Annotated in this window: 15 protein-coding genes; 6 read left to right on the top strand and 9 right to left on the bottom strand. The window is 51.7% G+C overall.

Annotated features, from left to right (window positions below):
- Positions 1 to 137: 137 nt before the first annotated feature.
- From BD749_RS06680 to BD749_RS06665, 5 genes are all read right to left on the bottom strand, one after another.
- Complete coding sequence (locus BD749_RS06680; RefSeq protein WP_101443533.1) at positions 138 to 740, bottom strand: hypothetical protein; 603 nt, start codon at positions 738 to 740, stop codon at positions 138 to 140.
- A complete protein-coding gene (locus BD749_RS06675) occupies positions 727 to 1,218 on the bottom strand; it encodes an RNA polymerase sigma factor (RefSeq protein WP_101443532.1) in 492 nt (163 codons plus the stop codon). Before BD749_RS06675 ends, BD749_RS06680 begins: the two co-directional genes overlap by 14 nt.
- A 3-nt stretch (positions 1,219 to 1,221) precedes the next feature.
- Positions 1,222 to 2,067, bottom strand: coding sequence for an alpha/beta hydrolase (locus tag BD749_RS06670; RefSeq protein ID WP_101443531.1), 846 nt, complete (start codon positions 2,065 to 2,067; stop codon positions 1,222 to 1,224).
- Positions 2,068 to 2,319: 252 nt separating this feature from the next.
- Positions 2,320 to 2,478 carry a hypothetical protein gene (locus BD749_RS19350; protein ID WP_180336335.1) on the bottom strand — a complete coding sequence of 53 codons (159 nt, stop codon included), beginning with the start codon at positions 2,476 to 2,478 and terminating at the stop codon, positions 2,320 to 2,322.
- Between the two features lie 90 nt (positions 2,479 to 2,568).
- Positions 2,569 to 3,963 carry a type III PLP-dependent enzyme domain-containing protein gene (locus tag BD749_RS06665; RefSeq protein WP_101443530.1) on the bottom strand — a complete coding sequence of 465 codons (1,395 nt, stop codon included), beginning with the start codon at positions 3,961 to 3,963 and terminating at the stop codon, positions 2,569 to 2,571.
- Positions 3,964 to 4,171: 208 nt separating this feature from the next.
- On the opposite strand from BD749_RS06665, the gene rocF reads away from it, so the two are divergent.
- The 4 genes from rocF to BD749_RS06645 all read left to right on the top strand — a co-directional run bounded on the left by rocF (position 4,172) and on the right by BD749_RS06645 (position 8,588).
- Complete coding sequence (gene rocF, locus BD749_RS06660; protein ID WP_101443529.1) at positions 4,172 to 5,143, top strand: arginase; 972 nt, start codon at positions 4,172 to 4,174, stop codon at positions 5,141 to 5,143.
- Between the two features lie 8 nt (positions 5,144 to 5,151).
- A complete protein-coding gene (argS, locus tag BD749_RS06655; RefSeq protein ID WP_101443528.1) occupies positions 5,152 to 6,942 on the top strand; it encodes an arginine--tRNA ligase in 1,791 nt (596 codons plus the stop codon).
- A 163-nt stretch (positions 6,943 to 7,105) separates the two neighbouring features.
- Positions 7,106 to 7,603 (top strand): glutathione peroxidase, encoded by a 498-nt coding sequence (locus BD749_RS06650; protein ID WP_245868829.1) that lies wholly within the window; start codon positions 7,106 to 7,108, stop codon positions 7,601 to 7,603.
- A gap of 49 nt (positions 7,604 to 7,652) precedes the next feature.
- Positions 7,653 to 8,588, top strand: a complete 936-nt coding sequence (locus BD749_RS06645; protein ID WP_101443526.1) for a 1,4-dihydroxy-2-naphthoate polyprenyltransferase — start codon at positions 7,653 to 7,655, stop codon at positions 8,586 to 8,588.
- Between the two features lie 6 nt (positions 8,589 to 8,594).
- On the opposite strand, the gene pncA is transcribed toward BD749_RS06645, so the two are convergent.
- The 3 genes from pncA to BD749_RS06630 form a co-directional block, all read right to left on the bottom strand.
- The gene (pncA, locus tag BD749_RS06640) at positions 8,595 to 9,203 is read right to left on the bottom strand and encodes a bifunctional nicotinamidase/pyrazinamidase (RefSeq protein WP_101443525.1); all 609 of its coding nucleotides are present in this window, start codon (positions 9,201 to 9,203) and stop codon (positions 8,595 to 8,597) included.
- Between the two features lie 224 nt (positions 9,204 to 9,427).
- On the bottom strand, positions 9,428 to 11,872 hold the full coding sequence (locus BD749_RS06635; protein WP_101443524.1) for a TonB-dependent receptor domain-containing protein: 2,445 nt from the start codon (positions 11,870 to 11,872) through the stop codon (positions 9,428 to 9,430).
- Between the two features lie 290 nt (positions 11,873 to 12,162).
- A complete protein-coding gene (locus BD749_RS06630) occupies positions 12,163 to 13,608 on the bottom strand; it encodes a DEAD/DEAH box helicase (protein ID WP_101443523.1) in 1,446 nt (481 codons plus the stop codon).
- A 733-nt stretch (positions 13,609 to 14,341) separates the two neighbouring features.
- Between BD749_RS06630 and BD749_RS06625 the strand changes: the two genes are divergently transcribed.
- Both BD749_RS06625 and BD749_RS06620 read left to right on the top strand, forming a co-directional pair.
- A complete protein-coding gene (locus tag BD749_RS06625; RefSeq protein ID WP_245868827.1) occupies positions 14,342 to 15,469 on the top strand; it encodes a CaiB/BaiF CoA transferase family protein in 1,128 nt (375 codons plus the stop codon).
- 115 nt (positions 15,470 to 15,584) lie between these two features.
- Positions 15,585 to 16,256 carry a hypothetical protein gene (locus BD749_RS06620; protein ID WP_101443522.1) on the top strand — a complete coding sequence of 224 codons (672 nt, stop codon included), beginning with the start codon at positions 15,585 to 15,587 and terminating at the stop codon, positions 16,254 to 16,256.
- A gap of 77 nt (positions 16,257 to 16,333) precedes the next feature.
- Here the strand turns inward: BD749_RS06620 and BD749_RS06615 are convergent, their stop codons facing one another.
- On the bottom strand, positions 16,334 to 17,095 hold the full coding sequence (locus BD749_RS06615; protein WP_101443521.1) for a phenylalanine 4-monooxygenase: 762 nt from the start codon (positions 17,093 to 17,095) through the stop codon (positions 16,334 to 16,336).
- Positions 17,096 to 17,207 lie beyond the last annotated feature (112 nt).

The raw sequence follows: 17,207 nt of genomic DNA, 5'->3' as shown, positions 1-17,207 counted from the left end.
CTGTATACCTGCACGGGAGGCCCTAACGCCACAGGACCAATCTTGTGACGTTATAAGGACTTATGTTCAGACTGGCAGGTCATTTCGCTTTCAAAAGTTGTTCTGGTCAACTATTGCGTGCTGCCGGATAGGGCGAGCTATTCCTTTAGTTGCATTTCCAATTGCCTCAAGTCTTCTATCATACCCGTAATGCGCTGCTTTTCTTTTTTGAGCACTTTTTTGCCCAGGTAAAAATAGGCAAATAGCATCCAGCCGAGATAAATACTAAAGAAAATCAGATGGAACTGTGCCGATGCCCGTTCCAGTACTTCCAGCAGGTATAGCCCCATAGCCAGATTCAGTAGCAGGAAATACGCAGGGCCGTTCCATCGGATAAGCCGCTGCCGGAAGGTATAGTAAGCCTCCCATTGGCGGAGGTGCGCTGTAGATGGCGCTGTCTCGTCGATTTGCTTTATGCTGCGGTAGATATAAAACATAATGCCCGCCTGCGCCAGGCAGATGAGACTAACCAGTACCATGGCTGCGTAGGTATACCACTGTTTAAAATGGAAGTCTCCCCAAAGAGCCAGCCCTGCAATGAAAAGCGCGGTGATGACCAGGCTGATGGCCCCATTGCGTTGGGCACGCTGTAGCTTTGTTTTGGTTTGTGCCGATGCTTTGCTCAGGTCGGGCAAGGGGCCAGGCTGCGGTGCTGGTGTGCTTTGCTGCCAAATGTGTTTCAGTTCCTCAAACTCTTGCATAGCTATTGAACATGTCGGTTAGTTGTTTTTTTATCCGGTGTATTTTTACCCGCAGGTTGTTCTCGGTGATGCCAGCAATAGAGGCAATGTCTTCGTAAGGCAGCTCTTCCAGCACCATCGAAATGATGAGTCGGTCGGTTTCGGGTAGCCTGCTGATGCAGGTATAGAGCAGTTGTACCTCGCTGTCCTGGTTATGCTCTTCCTCTGCCAGGTTTAACAGCACATCGTCGGCTATTTTCTCTGGCCGGGTTTTCTCTTTGCGCAGATAGAGCAGGCAGGTGTTTACCGCTATCCGGTAAATCCAGGTGCCCCAACTGGCATCGCCTCTGTACAGGTGCATGTTGTTCCACACCGCCAGAAACGACTCCTGCAGCAGGTCCTCCGCCTGCGTTGCCGAGCCGGTGTAGCCGCGGCACAGTTTCCGTATGCCGGGCGCATACTGCCTGTAGAGGCAGGTGAATGTTTCTTGCTGCGTCATCCTCTATTTTAGAAAAGCATCCAGCTCGGCATAAAACCATTGGGGCTGGTCGTACATGATAAAGTGTTTGCTGTCGGCTACCCGGATGGTCTTGTTGGCTAACTGGCTGTACTGCTCACCCAGTATGCGCAGGCTGTTCGCTTTGGTGTTGTAGAGGCTGCCCAATACCAGCACAGGTTGTTTGATGCGGGCAATCTGCTGGCGCAGGTCGGTGGTAGATATCTCGTACAGGGTGAGGCCCAGGGTTCTTCTGTCGCTGTTGAACTGCCAGGTAGCAATCTGGCGGGCCCGCAGGCTGTCTGCTACCTGCGACCGCATGGCGGCGGCCACCTGGTTCACAAAGCCTTGGCTGGGTATGGCTTCGAAGTTTTTCACGATTTGTTCCGGGTTCATGTAGGGGTTGTTTTTCACGGACTCCTCCGTTATACCAGGATCGGACATGGCAGAGATGAAAGGTACACCGTCTACACAAACCACTTTGCCAAACAGGTCCGGTGCCTCGCTGCTTACCCAAAGGCTCATAAAGGAGCCCAGGCTGTGCCCCAGTAAGATGGGTTTCTTCAATTTGTTTTGCTTCACGTAGCTGATGATCTCCCCTTTCACAGATTCCAGAATAGGTGAATCAATGGCAGGGGCTCCGGCATAGCCAGCCAGCGTGAGTACGTGGCACTCATACCTGTCTTTGAGGTGCTCAACGGTTTCGTTCCATACCTCGCCGCTGCAGCTGTAGCCGGGTATCAATAGAATGGGTTGTCCTTTCCCGACCACTTTCACGGTAAATGCCTTTTGCTGCGCGAACGCTGTTACGACGCTGCACCATAGCAATGCTAAAATGAATGCCTTTTTCATGCTGGATGTGATTTTTGGGTTTCTGTTTTCTTACATCCATTTGATACACAGTCTGCCGGATTATTACAGCGCTGATATATTTTTTTTGAGCAGGTATAGGCATAGCCCATCAGCACAGATGGAAACCGGATAGTGTAGGGGGCAGCGGTGCAGTGCCCGAAGAACAGTGCGTCGCTGAGTTACAAGGTATAGCAGAAACAAAAAAACCGGCCTCTTAGCCGGTTTTTTTATATCCAGAGGCAATCGCTCAGATTAGCCTTTGATCACTTCAGTTTCCTGCACAAGGTTAGTTGCCGGGGCACTCTGCTCAGCCGCCTCCACACTGGCAAAGTTGTAGGCTGGGCAGTAAGTCTTGCAGGAAGTCATTCCCAGAGCCAGGATGAATGCGCCGAATGCTGCTAATTTCTTCATGGTAAAATATTTAAATAAACGATGGTAATCCAAAAATACAATTTTTACTATAAATGCAAAACAGTATACGGAAATTTAACGCGTGCGGCTCTAAATTTCGTATCCCAGTATGTTCAGCATCGACTCGTAGGTCTGTTCCGGCGCAAATTGCCAGCTCCTGAGCTTTCCATCCTCGTCGCGGTCCACCAGAATGTGCTGCGGCGATGGGATGAGGCAGTGCTTGATGCCGCCGTATCCGCTCAGCTGCTCCTGATAAGCGCCCGTGTGGAAGAAACCGATGTACAAAGGCTCCTCCTTGGGTATTTTCGGCAGGAACACCTGGAACGAGTGCATCTCCGAGTTATAGTAATCCTGGCTATCGCAGGTCATGCCGCCGAGCTGTATTTTGCGGTACTCCTTGTCCCAGTGGTTCACGGCCAGTAGCGGCCAGCGCTGGTTAAGGGCCCAGGCGTCCGGCAGGTTGGTGATGAACGAACCATCGATCATGTACCAAAGTTCCTTGTCGTTCTGGAGTTTCTCGTCCAGAATGGAGTAAATGTTGGCTGCACTTTCGCCTACCGTAAAAATACCAAACTCCGTGAAGATGTTCGGCTCCGGCACGCCTTCCTCCTGGCAGATGCGCTTGATCGTGCGCAGGATCTCCTCGGTCATGTATTGGTAGTTGTAGTCGGCCTGAATCGAGGTCTTAATCGGGAAACCGCCACCAATGTCAATGGTGTCCAGCTCAGGGCATACCTTTTTAAGCTCGCAGTACTTGTGCACAAAGCGGCTTAGCTCCGACCAGTAATACGAGGTGTCCTTTATACCGGTGTTGATGAAGTAGTGCAGCATTTTGAGCTCAAAACGGTCGTCGGGCTTTATCTGCTGCTCGTACAGGTCGATCACGTCGTTGTAGCGTACACCCAGGCGCGAGGTATAGAACTGGAACTTCGGCTCTTCGTCCGAGGCCAGGCGCATACCAACTTTGGTTTTCACCTTCACGTGCTCCTTGTAGTAGTCTATTTCACCGATGTGGTCGAGTATCGGCATGCAGTTTACGAAGCCATCGTTGATGAACTCGGTGATCCACTGGCGGTAGCGCTGGCGCTTGAAGCCGTTGCAAACGATGTAAGTGTCTTTGCTGATCTTGCCTTTTTTATAGAGCGCCTTCACGATCTGCATATCATAACCCGAAGAGGTCTCGATATGGATGTCGTTTTTGAGGGCTTCCTCCAACACAAAAGAGAAATGAGAGGCCTTGGTGCAGTAGCAGTAGGTATAGGTACCCTGGTAGTCGAGCTTCTGGATGGCGTTGTTGAACAAGCCTTTTGCTTTCTGAATCTGCGAACTAATCTTGGGCAGGTATGTTAATTTTAAAGGGGTGCCGTACTGTTTGATCAGCTCCATCAGCGGGATGCCATTGAAAAACAACTCGTTGTTCTCCACGGTGAACTCATCTGTGGGAAAATCAAAAGTTTGGTGAATCAGGTCGGTGTATTTATCCATTCTGGTGCTTGTGGGCTTAAGAAAACATGCAATATTGTTCGTTATTTACCATCTTTGCAAAAACTTTGTTTAGTTTATAAGAAACGTTCAGTTATTTATTTCAATCACGCTCTTTTGAGCAGGAAAATAATTTTGAGGGGCAGAGAAGGCCGGCTTTGAAATAAAAAAGCGGAAACCGGACTGAACATCGCTTTACTACCATTTACCTATGAAAAAGATAAAACTGATAGAAGTGCGCTCGGAGTTGGGAGCCGGTACTCGCGGTGCGAGTATGGGCATAGATGCGTTGCGGGTAGCCTGCTGGGACAAAGGCTGCGACTATTTCAAGCGCTTCAACTCTATCAGCGTACCTGACCTCAACTATACCTTGTTCGACAAGGATGTTTTTCCGAATGCCCACCGCATCGACAGCATCCTGACAGTTCAGAAAAACATTGCCAATGCCGTAGAGCAGACCCTGGAGCTGGATATGTTCCCGCTGGTGCTTTCCGGCGACCATTCTAACGCGCACGGTACTATAGCGGGTATAAAAGCAGCTTACCCCGACAAGACCTTGGGAGTGATTTGGGTAGACGCGCACGCCGACATCCATTCACCCTATACCTCTCCCTCGGGTAATGTGCACGGAATGCCACTGGCTATGGCCCTGAACATCGATAACCTGGAGCGCCAGATCAACGACCCCGAGCCGGAGACGATCTTCTTCTGGAACTCACTCAAAAAACTGGCTTATCCGGGACCGAAGATGAAGCCCGAGCATTTGGTCTACATTGTAGTGCGCGACACCGAAGAGCCCGAGGATTACCTGATCGAGAAGCACGGCATCAAAAACTTTACCTATGCCGAGCTGAGCCAGAAAGGCCCTGAGCAGGTAGCCGCTGAGGCCCTGGACCGTCTGCGCGACTGCGACATCATCTATGTGTCTTTTGACGTAGACAGCCTCGATTCGAAGTTCTCTAAAGGAACGGGCACACCAGTAGAAGTAGGCCTGACCGTGGAGGAAGCCAAAGTGCTGAACTACCACCTGCTGCAGGACCCGCGCATTGTGTGCTACGAGATGACCGAGATTAACCCGACGCTCGACACTGAAAACACCATGGCCGAGAATGCCTTCGATATACTCGAAACCGCCACCGACGCCATTTTACACCGAGAATTCAATAAAACAGCTATACATTAATCTACTTAATGCAACTTCAAAACGCCATCAGCCAGAGCATCAGCCAAGCATTAGAGGCTTTGTTCGGCCTTACCGTTGCCCCATCTACTATCAGCCTGCAGCCTACCCGCAAGGAGTTTGCCGGCAGCTTCACCTTCGTAACCTTCCCCTACACCAAGCAGGCCGGCAAAGGCCCGGAGCAAATAGGAGAGGCGCTGGGAGCCTACCTGAAAGAACATGCTACCGAGGTGAAGAACTATAACGTGGTGAAAGGCTTCCTGAACCTGGAGATAGAGGAGGAGGTATGGGTGCGCCTGTTCCGTGAACTGATGACGAACCCTACGCACGGGCAGGCAGCTGACTCCGGCAAGAACGTGATGGTGGAGTACTCCTCGCCGAACACGAACAAGCCGTTGCACCTGGGCCACCTGCGCAATAACTTTCTGGGCTACTCGGTGTCGGAGATCATGAAAGCCAACGGCCATAACGTGATGAAGGCCAATCTGGTGAACGACCGCGGTATCCACATCTGTAAGTCGATGCTGGCCTACCAGAAAATGGGCAACGGCGAAACACCACAGAGCAGCGGCATCAAAGGCGACCACCTGGCCGGCAAGTACTACGTGCTGTTCGACAAGGCCTACAAAGAGCAGATCGACGAGCTGGTTGCAGGAGGTATGGACAAAGAGGAAGCCAAGAAGAAAGCTCCTTTGATTCTGGAGGCACAGACCATGCTGCAGAAATGGGAGCAGGGCGACGAAGAAGTAGTGTCACTCTGGAAAACCATGAACGGTTGGGTATACGAAGGCTTCGATGCCACCTACCGCAACATCGGCGTTGATTTCGATAAATTCTATTATGAGTCCGAGACCTATACCTTGGGCAAGGAGCGTGTGGAAGAGGGCTTGCAGAAAGGCGTGTTCTTCAAGAAGCCAGACGGCTCAGTATGGGTTGACCTGACCGACGAGGGGCTGGATGAGAAACTGCTGCTCCGCTCCGACGGCACATCGGTATACATCACCCAGGACATGGGTACGGCCGAACTGAAGTACAACGACTTCCCGTACGACCAGTCCATCTATGTGGTGGCCGACGAGCAGAACTATCATTTCCAGGTACTGAAGGCGGTGCTTAAGAAGCTGGGCAAGGTATACGCCGAGGGCATTTATCACCTGTCTTACGGCATGGTAGACCTGCCATCGGGCAAAATGAAATCGAGAGAGGGTACTGTGGTAGATGCGGACGAGCTGGTACAGGAGATGATCGACACGGCCCGCCAGCAAACAGAAGAGCTAGGTAAGATCGAGGGCTTTACGCCGGAAGAGGCGCAGAAGCTGTACCATACCCTGGCAATGGGTGCCTTGAAATACTTCCTGTTGAAAGTGGATCCGAAGAAGCGCATGCTCTTCAATCCCCAGGAGTCGATTGACTTCCGTGGCAATACCGGTCCGTTTGTGCAGTACACGCACGCCCGCATCTCGGCTATTTTGCGCAAAGCCGCTGAGATGGGAATAGCCGTAGATGCCGCTTCGTTTGGTGACTTCAACAACCTGCACGAGGCCGAGCAGGAGGTGATCACGCTGTTGGTAAGCTATCCGGAAGTGGTGCAGGAGGCAGGCAAGCTGTATGCGCCGTCAGTGATCGCGAACTATGCCTACGAGTTGGCCAAGGCCTATAACCGTTTCTACCAGGAGATCTCGATCTTCAACGAAACCGACGAGCAGGCCCGCAACTTCCGTATTGCCCTATCGGCTATGGTAGCCCGATTCGTGCGCGAGAGCATGAGTTTGCTAGGTATAGAAGTGCCGGAGCGAATGTAAACAATAATAGCAATCACAGGTTATCAGCCAGAACCTATACCTTATAACATCCATCATGAAGCGCTTCACACAACTTTTGACACTAGCCTTAGTACTAGGTGTATCGACAGCCTGCACAGGCGGTTCTAACACAAACAATCCGACAACTGACACATCGCACCCTATGGCAACAGAACAAACCCAGGCGGCACAGGCCAATGGTTTCCATGCTTTCAAAATCGAAAGTCTGGAGGGTAAAGAGATCGACTTCTCGAAGTTTAAAGGCAAGAAGGTGCTGGTGGTGAACACGGCTTCGGAATGTGGCTATACCCCACAGTACGCCGACCTGCAGAAACTGCACGAAACGCACGGCGATAAGGTAGTGGTGCTGGGCTTCCCGGCCAACAACTTTGGCGGACAGGAGCCAGGCTCTAAGGAGCAAATTGCTGAGTTTTGCCAGAAGAACTACGGCGTAACGTTCCAGATGATGGAGAAGGTATCGGTGAAAGGCGACGATCAGCATGCGCTGTTCCAGTGGCTGAAAAAGAACAGCCCGAACCATGAGGAGCCGACCTGGAACTTCAGCAAGTACCTGATTGACGAAAACGGCAAGGTGATCGCTTTCTATCCCTCTAAAGTGAAGCCGATGGGAGAGGAGATCCTGACGGCGATTCAAAAGTAATGCGACAGGTATACGCTGCCTGGCTATACCTGCTTTTATAAGTTATACCTTGAACACGACACAACACATCCCGCAGAATCCAGGCCTGGTGAAGGCCTGGATTTCCGCTTTTAGGCCGCGCACCCTACCGCTGGCCTTTTCCTGCATTGGTATGGGCGGTTTTATGGCCGCAGCCTACAGAGCCTTTGATGCTACGATCGTTATCCTCTGCGTACTCACGACACTGTTTCTGCAGATACTCTCCAACCTGGCCAACGACTACGGCGACTCCATACATGGTGCCGACAGCGAGCACCGCGAGGGCCCGAAGCGGGCGGTGCAGGCTGGTATTATCAAAGCCGAGCACATGAAAAAGGGGATGGCCGTGTTCAGCCTGCTGTCGCTGGTGTCGGGTTTGCTGCTGCTGTGGGTGGCCTTTGGAGCGGAGGGAATATACCTGTTCCTGATCTTCCTGGCGCTGGGGCTGGCCTCTATTTGGGCGGCCATTAACTATACCGCCGGCTCCAACCCATATGGTTATGCCGGGTTGGGCGATATTTTCGTATTCGTGTTCTTTGGCTTGGTGGGTGTGCTGGGTACCTTCTTTCTGCAGGCGCAAACACTGGAGCCCTTGGTTATGCTGCCGGCCATGGTCTGCGGCTTCTTCTCGATGGCGGTGCTCAATGTGAACAACATCCGCGACATCAACTCCGATGTGCTGGCGGGCAAGCGTTCCATACCTGTGCGACTAGGGCCAAAGCGTGCCCGTCTCTACCACCTTTTTCTCCTGACGGCGGGTGTGGCAAGCGCTGTGACTTATGTGCTTCTCAACTTCTACAGTGGCTGGCAATTCCTTTTTGTGCTGGCAGTGCCGTTGGTGATCGTAAACGGACTGAAGGTATGGCAGAAGCAGACTTCCGCCGAACTTGATCCATACCTGAAGCAAATGGCCATCACAACCATGCTGTTTGTGCTGCTCTTCGGTATAGGTCAGGTCGTGGGCTAGGCTTTGCTACAGTAATTCGCTGCTGTGGATGATCTTGCCGCCTCTTTCCAGAATATCTCTTCGGGCAGTTGCATAACCCTCCTGGCTGATGGCGCGGATGGCGTCCTCCAACACAAACGTTTCAAAGCCTTCGTCCAGGGCGTCTTTGGCGGAGTAGTACACACAGTAGTCGGCGGCCAGTCCGGCCAGGTACAGCTGCCTGACGCCCTTACCGCGCAGGTAATCTGCCAGGCCGGTAGACTTCAGGCGGCCGTTGTCATAAAAGCCACTGTAGCTGTCGATCTCCGGGTTGGTGCCTTTCCTGAAAATCGCCTCTATCTTTTTGGTTTCCAGAGTTGGGTCAAAGTCAGCTCCAGTTGTTCCCTGCAGGCAGTGGTCGGGCCACAACACTTGCGGAAGTCCGAGCAACTCCGTCATCTCAAATGGCTCCTTGCCCTCATGTTTGGAGGCAAAGCTTTTGTGATCTGACGGATGCCAGTCCTGTGTAGCCACCACCAGTTCAAACTGCTCCTGCAACGTATTTACGATCGGGATGATCTGATCTCCCTCAGCTACAGCCAGTGCGCCGCCGGGCAGGAAATCGTTTTGTATGTCGATCAGCAATAATGCTCTCATGGTTCAGGTATAGGTATTTAGGTTGACAGAGGAAATTTAGACAATGGGCGATAGACTTGCAAAGCATAATCAGTTTTATGCAGTCGCTATACGTTTAGTTGCTGGCATGAATGCTTTTCGCCCATTTCCTACACACGCAGGTCCAATTCGTGTCGCACTCTGGTGGCGCGCCTCTCCTGGTAAGGGTAAACAGGTATATTAGGTGGCCCTTGCTGTTCTCAATCTTAGTTTCCGGTTCCGCCCTGCTGTTCGCCGGCTTTCATGTCGTCGTTCTTGATGCCACGTTTCTTTCGCACAATGTCGCCTTTCAGCTTACCGAAGCGGTAGTTGAAGCCGACACTATAGCGGCGCATCACATTGAAATTCTCCTGGCGCTGTTCAAAGCGTGGGTCGTTGATCTCGTTCAGGAAGCGGCGGTTCTTCTGGAACGGGCTGTTCACAGAGAAGCTAAGAGTCGCCTTGTTGTCTTTCAGGAACTGCTTGCTTACTGAAAGACTGTTCCAGATATACCCTGCAGAACGCCCCTGCAGCAATACACGAGACGAGTAATAGCCAATATTGCCGCTGGCACGCCAGCCTTTATCAAATCGGTAGCTCGAGTAGCCGAACACATTGTACGTAAAGCCATCGTTGTTCTGAGGCTCACCTTCAATCATGCTGGTCAGCTTAATATAGTTGGCCGTAGAGTTCAGGTTAATGCTCAGCCTCTTAAATAAGGTAGTGTTGCCGCTCAAGGACAGGCCATAAGTCTGGTTTCGGCCAATGTTGCCATAGGTGGTACGCGCTACCGTATCTGCCCCAAGCGTGGTATAGCTTTGGATAGAGTTGTTCGTGAAGTTGTGGAAAATGCTCGCGTTTAGGGAGGTCCCTTTCACGAAGGTGTTGTAGGCCAGGTTAAACACGTTGTTGGTGGCCGCGTCCAGCTTTGGGTTACCGAAGCTGATATTGCGCGGGTCGATCTGGTTTATGTAGGGGTTGAGGTAATAAAGGCTCGGACGTTCGATGCGCTGGGTATAAGACAGGCGCACCGTGCTGGCACCCTTCAACTTGCGCGATAGTGAGATGTTCGGGATCAGGTTAAAATAGTCTGGGGTGGCCACCGTGCCGGACGACTTAAAGTTTGCATCGAGTATGGTCTGTTCCAGTCGGGCTCCCGTTTTCAGACCCCAGTTGCCTTTCTTGAGGCTAAGCGAGGTATAAGCCGCATAAATATCCTGGCGGTAGTCGAAGTTATTGCTCAGGTTCTCGTCGATCACAAAATTGCCCGTTTCGCGGTTCTGATTGCTGTAGAAGTAATCGCTGCTGTTGAGGCGGAAGATCGTTTTCACACCGAACTCAAGCGTGTGCTTTTTGATGGGCTGCACATAGTCGGCCTGCATGGTGTGCTCTTTGGAGGTGCCTTGGTTGTCTGTCTGGCTTACCTGGCCGTTAAAGTTGAGCAGTGGGTCCAGAATAAAGTCTGAGCCGCTTCCGTTTTTCGCGTTACTGAGCCGGTAGGAGAGCGTGAACAGCTGATCTTTATTTTTCTTGAAAGTGCGCTGGTAGTCTGCCCCCAGGTCATAGCTGTTCCAGGTAAAGTCGCCGTTGTTCAGGCGGGTATAGGCCTGCGTCAGGTTGCGGTTGGCATCATACAGATCGACCTGCTGGATTAGCCTGTTGTTGCCATTGTTCATGTTCATGCTAAAGTTCGCTGTGAAGAGGTTAAGTGTGTCCATTTCATAGCTGAACTCCCCGCTTGCATACTGGTAGGTATTGTCGTTGCGGCTTTCGCCCACTTGCTCCAGGGTCGTTTGGCGGATCTTATCTTCCCTGAACAGGTTGTTGCTGTTGGTAGGGCTGTAGTAAGAGCCGGTGCCAAAGTAACCCGAAAAGCCTGCTTTGCCGGCTTTGGCTGTCAGGTATCCCCCAACGTTGCTTCCCTTCGGGCTGGAGACCTGCGCGTTTACCGAGCCGTTATACCCACCAATGTTCTTTTTGTGTGTGATGATGTTGATGATGCCGCCCACGCCTTCTGCTTCGTACTTCGACGGTGGGTTGGTGATCACCTCAATGCTCTTGATAGTATTGGCCGGCATGCTTCTGAACACATCTTTGGGGCTGCGCACGAACAGTGATGAGGTTTTACCATTCACGAGCACGCGGTAGTTGCTGTTGCCGTTCAGTTTGATGTTGTCTTCCGCATCCAGGCTCAGCAGCGGTACCTTGCGCAGCATGTCCAGGGCCGTCATGGTCTGGCTTTCGGGGTCGGCGTCTACGTTGTAGGTCAGCTTGTCAACGTCCTGTTCTACCAGCAATTTCTCTGTCACGACCTGTACTTCCTTCAATTGCCTTGCCGATGATACAAGCGGTAGTTTGCCCAGGTCCAGGGTAGTGCCCGTGAAGACCGGGAGTGGCAGCACCTGGGTCTTGTAACCTACATATGAGAGCACCAGTTGATAGGGTTTCAGCTCAAGCCCCGTTAGCTCAAATGAGCCGTTGTCTTTTGTGAACGTGCTCTTGATCGCCTGGTTCTTCCCAGCCTCCTGCACCACTACTGTCACGTAACCCAGGGTAGCCTGCGTGGCAGAGTCAGCCACAATGCCTTTGATGGTGCCCGTAGGCGCCTGCGTCTGGGCAAAAGCTGAGCCCATCAGGCACCAGAGCAGTGCCAGCAGTAAAGTTTGCTTCATATAATAGTAGAATGGTATGTGTGCCAAATTAAAACAGCTATTTTGCCTTGCCCCTGTACTTTACCTTTGTTTGTTATAAGTATGTGGAGGCGAAAACTCAATAACGATCAGTAAGGTATAAAATAATATATAGTAAACTATAAATATTATACAAAGCCATGTTTTCTATAGACAAAATGGGTATAGCAGCGGTCATAGCTATTGAGCATGAGCAGGCAGTACAGTAGCAGGCGGAGTGGGTATAACTCCTGTTAAACAGAAAGGCCACTCCGCTGGAGTGGCCTTTCTGTTTACTGATTGTCTTGTGGAACGGGTGGGTTGCTATTTTGCTGGCTTGTGTTACCCGGCTTTTTCCGATTACGGTTTCGGTTGCGGTTCCTGTTACGGCTCGGCGTTGCGCCACCTTCCTGCCCTTCAGCTTTCGGAGTGCCCTGCTCGCCTCTTGGTTGCGGATTGGCTGCCTTTATGGGTCTGTTATTACCGTCAACGTGCTGGGCTGTGCCCTCCGGTTTCGGACCTCTACGACGGTTGCGGTCTCTGCCGCCTCTTTCGCCCTTGCGGCCGTTGCTTTCTGGTCTGCCTCCGGGGCGAGCACCGCCTGAGCGGCCACCGCCTTTGCCACCACGGCCAAAATCGCGGCGGGTCGGGTCGAAAACAGGTCCGGCACCAAAGCCTTCCGGCAACGGCAACTTGGGCAGCTCGCGCTCGATCAGGCGCTCCACTTTATGCACGCGGTACATGTCGTTCTCGTTCACAAACGTGATGGCCATACCTGTGGAGGCGGCACGGGCCGTGCGGCCCACACGGTGCACGTAGTCCTCGGCATCCTGCGGCATGTCAAAATTCACCACATGGCTCAAGCTATCGATGTCTATCCCTCGGGAGAGGATGTCGGTAGCAACCAATATCTGGTATTTCCTGTTTTTAAAGCCTTGTAGCGCCTTTTCACGTTCTTCCTGCGTCAGGTCTGACATGATGCCCTCGGCCTCGAAGCCCATCTTGCGCAACGAGCGCACGATCTGGTTCACGTTCGATTTGCGTGACGTGAAGATGATCATGTTCTGCACCTCCAGTTCACGGATCAGGTGCTCCAGCAAGGGTAGCTTCTGGTTGTCGTAGGTCAGGTACAGGCGCTGGTCTATACCTTCGGCTGGCTTGGAGATGGCCAGGTTGATCTCAGCGGGCTGCTGCAGAATCTGCTGAGCCAGATCACGGATCTTCTTTGGCATGGTGGCTGAGAAGAGCAATGTTTGGCGCTTGGCTGGTAGTGCGCGCACAATCTTCAGGATGTCATCCATAAAGCCCATGTCGAGCATCTTGTCAGCCTCGTCGAGCACCAGGTACTGCAACTGGTCCAGCTTTACGTAGCCCAGCGCCATATGCGACATCAGTCGGCCTGGAGTGGCGATGATGATATCGGCTCCGCTGGTGAGGGCACGTTTCTGCTGCTCCCACTCATCGCCTTTGCTGCCGCCATAGATGGCAATAGAGCTAACCGGGGCAAAATAACCCAGTCCTTCCACTTGTTCATCTATTTGCTTGGCCAGCTCACGGGTCGGAACCAGAATAAGGGTGCTGGTAAAGTCGTAGTTAGCATGCGAAATACGATCGATCAGCGGCAGCAGGTAGGCAGCTGTCTTACCTGTACCTGTCTGGGCGCAGGCAATAATGTCTTTCTGCTCTAATATAAGCGGAATAGCCTGCTGCTGTACCGGGGTCGGGGTGTTGTAACCCATCGACTCAATTCCGGTGATTACATCTTCGTGAAGGTTAAAAGAACGAAAATCCAAAGTTATCTCTTTAAAATTATTTTTATGGCCTAGCGGCCTCTAAACCGCATTTATTGTGGTAAAGATACGATTTTTATACCTTATTTGAGAAAAATTTAAAAGTTGATGTTATTTATATTGAAAATTATATTAATATTGCATCGTCGATCAGCAGAAAATATAACGATACATTTAAAAAGTTGAAACGACATTCAAAAAGTTCAAAGCATTAAAAAATCGCTATATAGATTAAATGCTTTAAAATAGAATTGAATCACACAAAATTTTCTTTGCATATAGTACTTAAGTAATATTAAATTTTAATTACATAGATTTTTTTATATTAACGCCGAAACATTTGAGTAAGGGAGGCGTAAATAAGCCCAAAGTGATATAATCAATCATCTTAAAACATATAAAAGACCGATTTATTTAAAATTAAAATGAAAAAAGCTATACAAGAATCACCGAACTTCTATCTTCTACTGGGCGTTAACATCATCAATGCGATCTTTATTTTGATTTAGCAGCCCTCCTGATCGGGACCTAATTTTATACATAGCGAAAACATACTGGCAGCTCTTCTTCGGAAGGGCTGCTTTTTTTATACCCTTTTTGATAGCTTTGTTTCAAGCGCTGCAACCGGATGCTGCGCGCTGCTCGATACCTGATGACCATGACAGATCCTGTTTTTAAAAATATGCTGGTACTTGAACTGGCCAGTGTGCTGGCTGGGCCAAGCGTAGGGCAGTTCTTCGCTGAGCTGGGTGCCACCGTAATAAAGCTCGAGAACAAGGCGACAGGGGGGGACGTGACCCGCAGTTGGAAACTGGCAGCAGAGAAAGGGAGCGAGGGTGTATCGGCTTACTTTTCGGCGGCCAATTGGGGAAAGCTTTCCGTTGGGCTTGACCTGAGGGAGGCAGATGCCCTGGAGCGCGTGTACAAAATAGCTGCGCAGGCCGATGTTGTGATAGCGAGCTACAAACCAGGCGACTCTGAGAAACTGCTGGTCGATTACCATACCTTATCCAAACTAAACAGCAGACTGATTTACGGGCACATTACCGGCTACGGCCCGCACGACGAACGGGCTGGCTACGATGCCGTGATACAGGCCGAGAGCGGTTTTATGTATATGAACGGCTCTCCTGACGGCCCTGCCACCAAAATGCCCGTTGCTTTGATGGATATACTGGCAGCGCACCAATTAAAGGAAGGTATCCTGACGGCACTGCTGCAGCGCGAACGAACCGGAAAAGGAAGCCTGGTGCAGGTTTCATTGTTCGACGCCGCCGTGTCGGCGCTGGCTAACCAGGGTACCAACTACCTGGTGGCGGGGCACAGCCCGCAGCGCATGGGCTCCGAGCATCCCAACATTGTGCCCTATGGCAGTGTTTATACCTGTAAAGACGGTTTGCAGCTGGTGCTCGCCATCGGCGACGACCGGCAATTCAGGCGCCTCTGCCAGGTGCTGGGGAGCGCGGGGCTGGCCGCAAACCCAGATTATGCCACCAACAGCGCGCGAGTGCAGCACCGGAGTGCGGTAAACGAGCAGCTGAAGCAGCTGATAAGCCAACACAACCGCCCTGAATTGCTGCAGCAGCTACACCAACTGCATGTGCCGGCAGGAGCCGTTAACACGGTGCCGGAGGTTTTTGAGCAAGCCCAGGCCAGACGCATGCTGTTGCCACAGCCCGGTGGGCCGAGCGGCATCCGGCAGGTGGCTTTTGTAGGGGAGGGCATGGCTACCGATGCCGTTACGCCTCCACCGGCCTTTGATCAGCACCAGGCACAGGTATGGGACCTGCTTACAAAGCCAGAGGCTTAAACCGCACTGATGTTGAGTAACAAAAACGGCTCTGTGGGATTGGCCAAAAAAGCCGTCTCAATAACTATTTATAAAGGATTAGAGTAAAAAACACAGCACCCGAACGAAACGCGATATGAAAGATAGACTCGACGATATTATACAAGGCCTGCAGCAAAAGTCGGCCACCAAGCAAGCTATTTACCGCAATACCTACCAGACCTTCACCCGCATGAAGGAAATTTCGCAGGAAATTGTAGACGAGCTGACCACCCGCATTACGACGCACAACGCCGACGTGATCATTGAGTACAAGGCCATCAGCGATCTGGAGTTTCAGATCAAGTTCTCAGGCGATCTGCTTGTTTTCGTGATGCACTCCAACATCATTACCTTTCCGGACGACTACGAGATCATGCGCAACGATTACGTGGAGGAGGACTTTCGCCGGCGCTTCTTTGGGCACATCATGGCCTACAACTTCATGGCCGACACCATTAAGTATAACCGCCTTGACGACCCGGGTTACCTTGTGGGCCGTATGCTCATCAACATCGACAACCACTTTGTGATAGAGGGTGTGAAGCAGATGGACCTGCCTTACGACCGCATCGCCCGCAACGTGATCAGCGACGACATGCTGCGCCTGATCGTGGAAAGTGCCATGATCGCGGCGGTAAACAACGACCTGATGGGGCAGGATGTATCCGATATTGAGCGCATTACTTACAAGCAGAAGCTCGAAAACTCTCAGCTGTCTAGGCCGCGCAAACTGGGCTTTATGATCAGCCACGAACTTACGCACTAGCCTTTCAGGTATAGCACAAGCGCATCCGGCCTGCGGCAGGTAATCTGTACCTGCCGCAGGCCGGATGTTGTTTAGGGCTAAGCAATGGCAGCAGCCAGGGCGCCCTGTGTGCGCAGCTTCTGAAGCGCGACCTCTATGGCTGGCAGACTCTGGAGCAGTTGCTCAAAACTTTGGATGCAGAAGTATTGGCTCTGGAATGTCTCCTTGATGTAAGGTGTATCGAGAATATGGCTCACGTCAAAGTCAAACTTCAGGCTTTCGTCGGAAACAGACAGGTTGCTCTCGCCCACAGACGAAAGAATGCCGGCTCCGTAGATCTGCGCCTTCTGGCCTGGCTTGCGAAAAAGACCGAACTCAATAGTATACCAGTAGATGCGCGTGAGGCGGTCGATGATGTCGGGCCGGTTGAGGTGCGAGAGGGCCATTTCGGAGAGGTTGGCCAGGAACTCGCAGTACACAGGTATGGTGAGCAGCGGTACATGGCCAAACACGTCATGAAACATGTCGGGTTCCTCGAGGTAGTCGAGTTGGTCCATGCGGCGCACCCACACGGTTGCCGGAAAACGTTTGCTGGCGATGAGTTGAAAGAACAGCGCATCGTCCACGATGCCGGGGGCGGCCACCACCTCAAACCCGGTCAGGGGCTTCAATTTTTGGTTAACCTCCCGGAAATCAGGTATGCGGTCGCGGCTGAAGCCTACTTTCTCCAGGCCTCCCAAAAACTCAGGTATGGCTTTGCCAGGTAGGTTGTGCAACTGGCGGTCGAAGAGGAGGGTCCATACCTGGTGGTTCTCGGGAGTATAGTTGCTGTAGTTTTGTGTCAGGTTCATGGCTGTCATATGGTTTGATTTTAATTTTTGGAATAGGTGTAAAATGAAAAAAGCAGAGCTTTCGCTCTGCTTCAGTTGTATCAGTTAAGGTATGCCGGTTGGGCTTTTCCTGTTTAAGTGC

The sequence above is a fragment of the Pontibacter ramchanderi genome (assembly GCF_002846395.1).
Classification (GTDB): Bacteria; Bacteroidota; Bacteroidia; order Cytophagales; family Hymenobacteraceae; genus Pontibacter; species Pontibacter ramchanderi.
The sequence above is the reverse complement of the archived record's forward strand: the minus strand, read 5'-3'. Positions and strand labels throughout refer to the sequence as shown.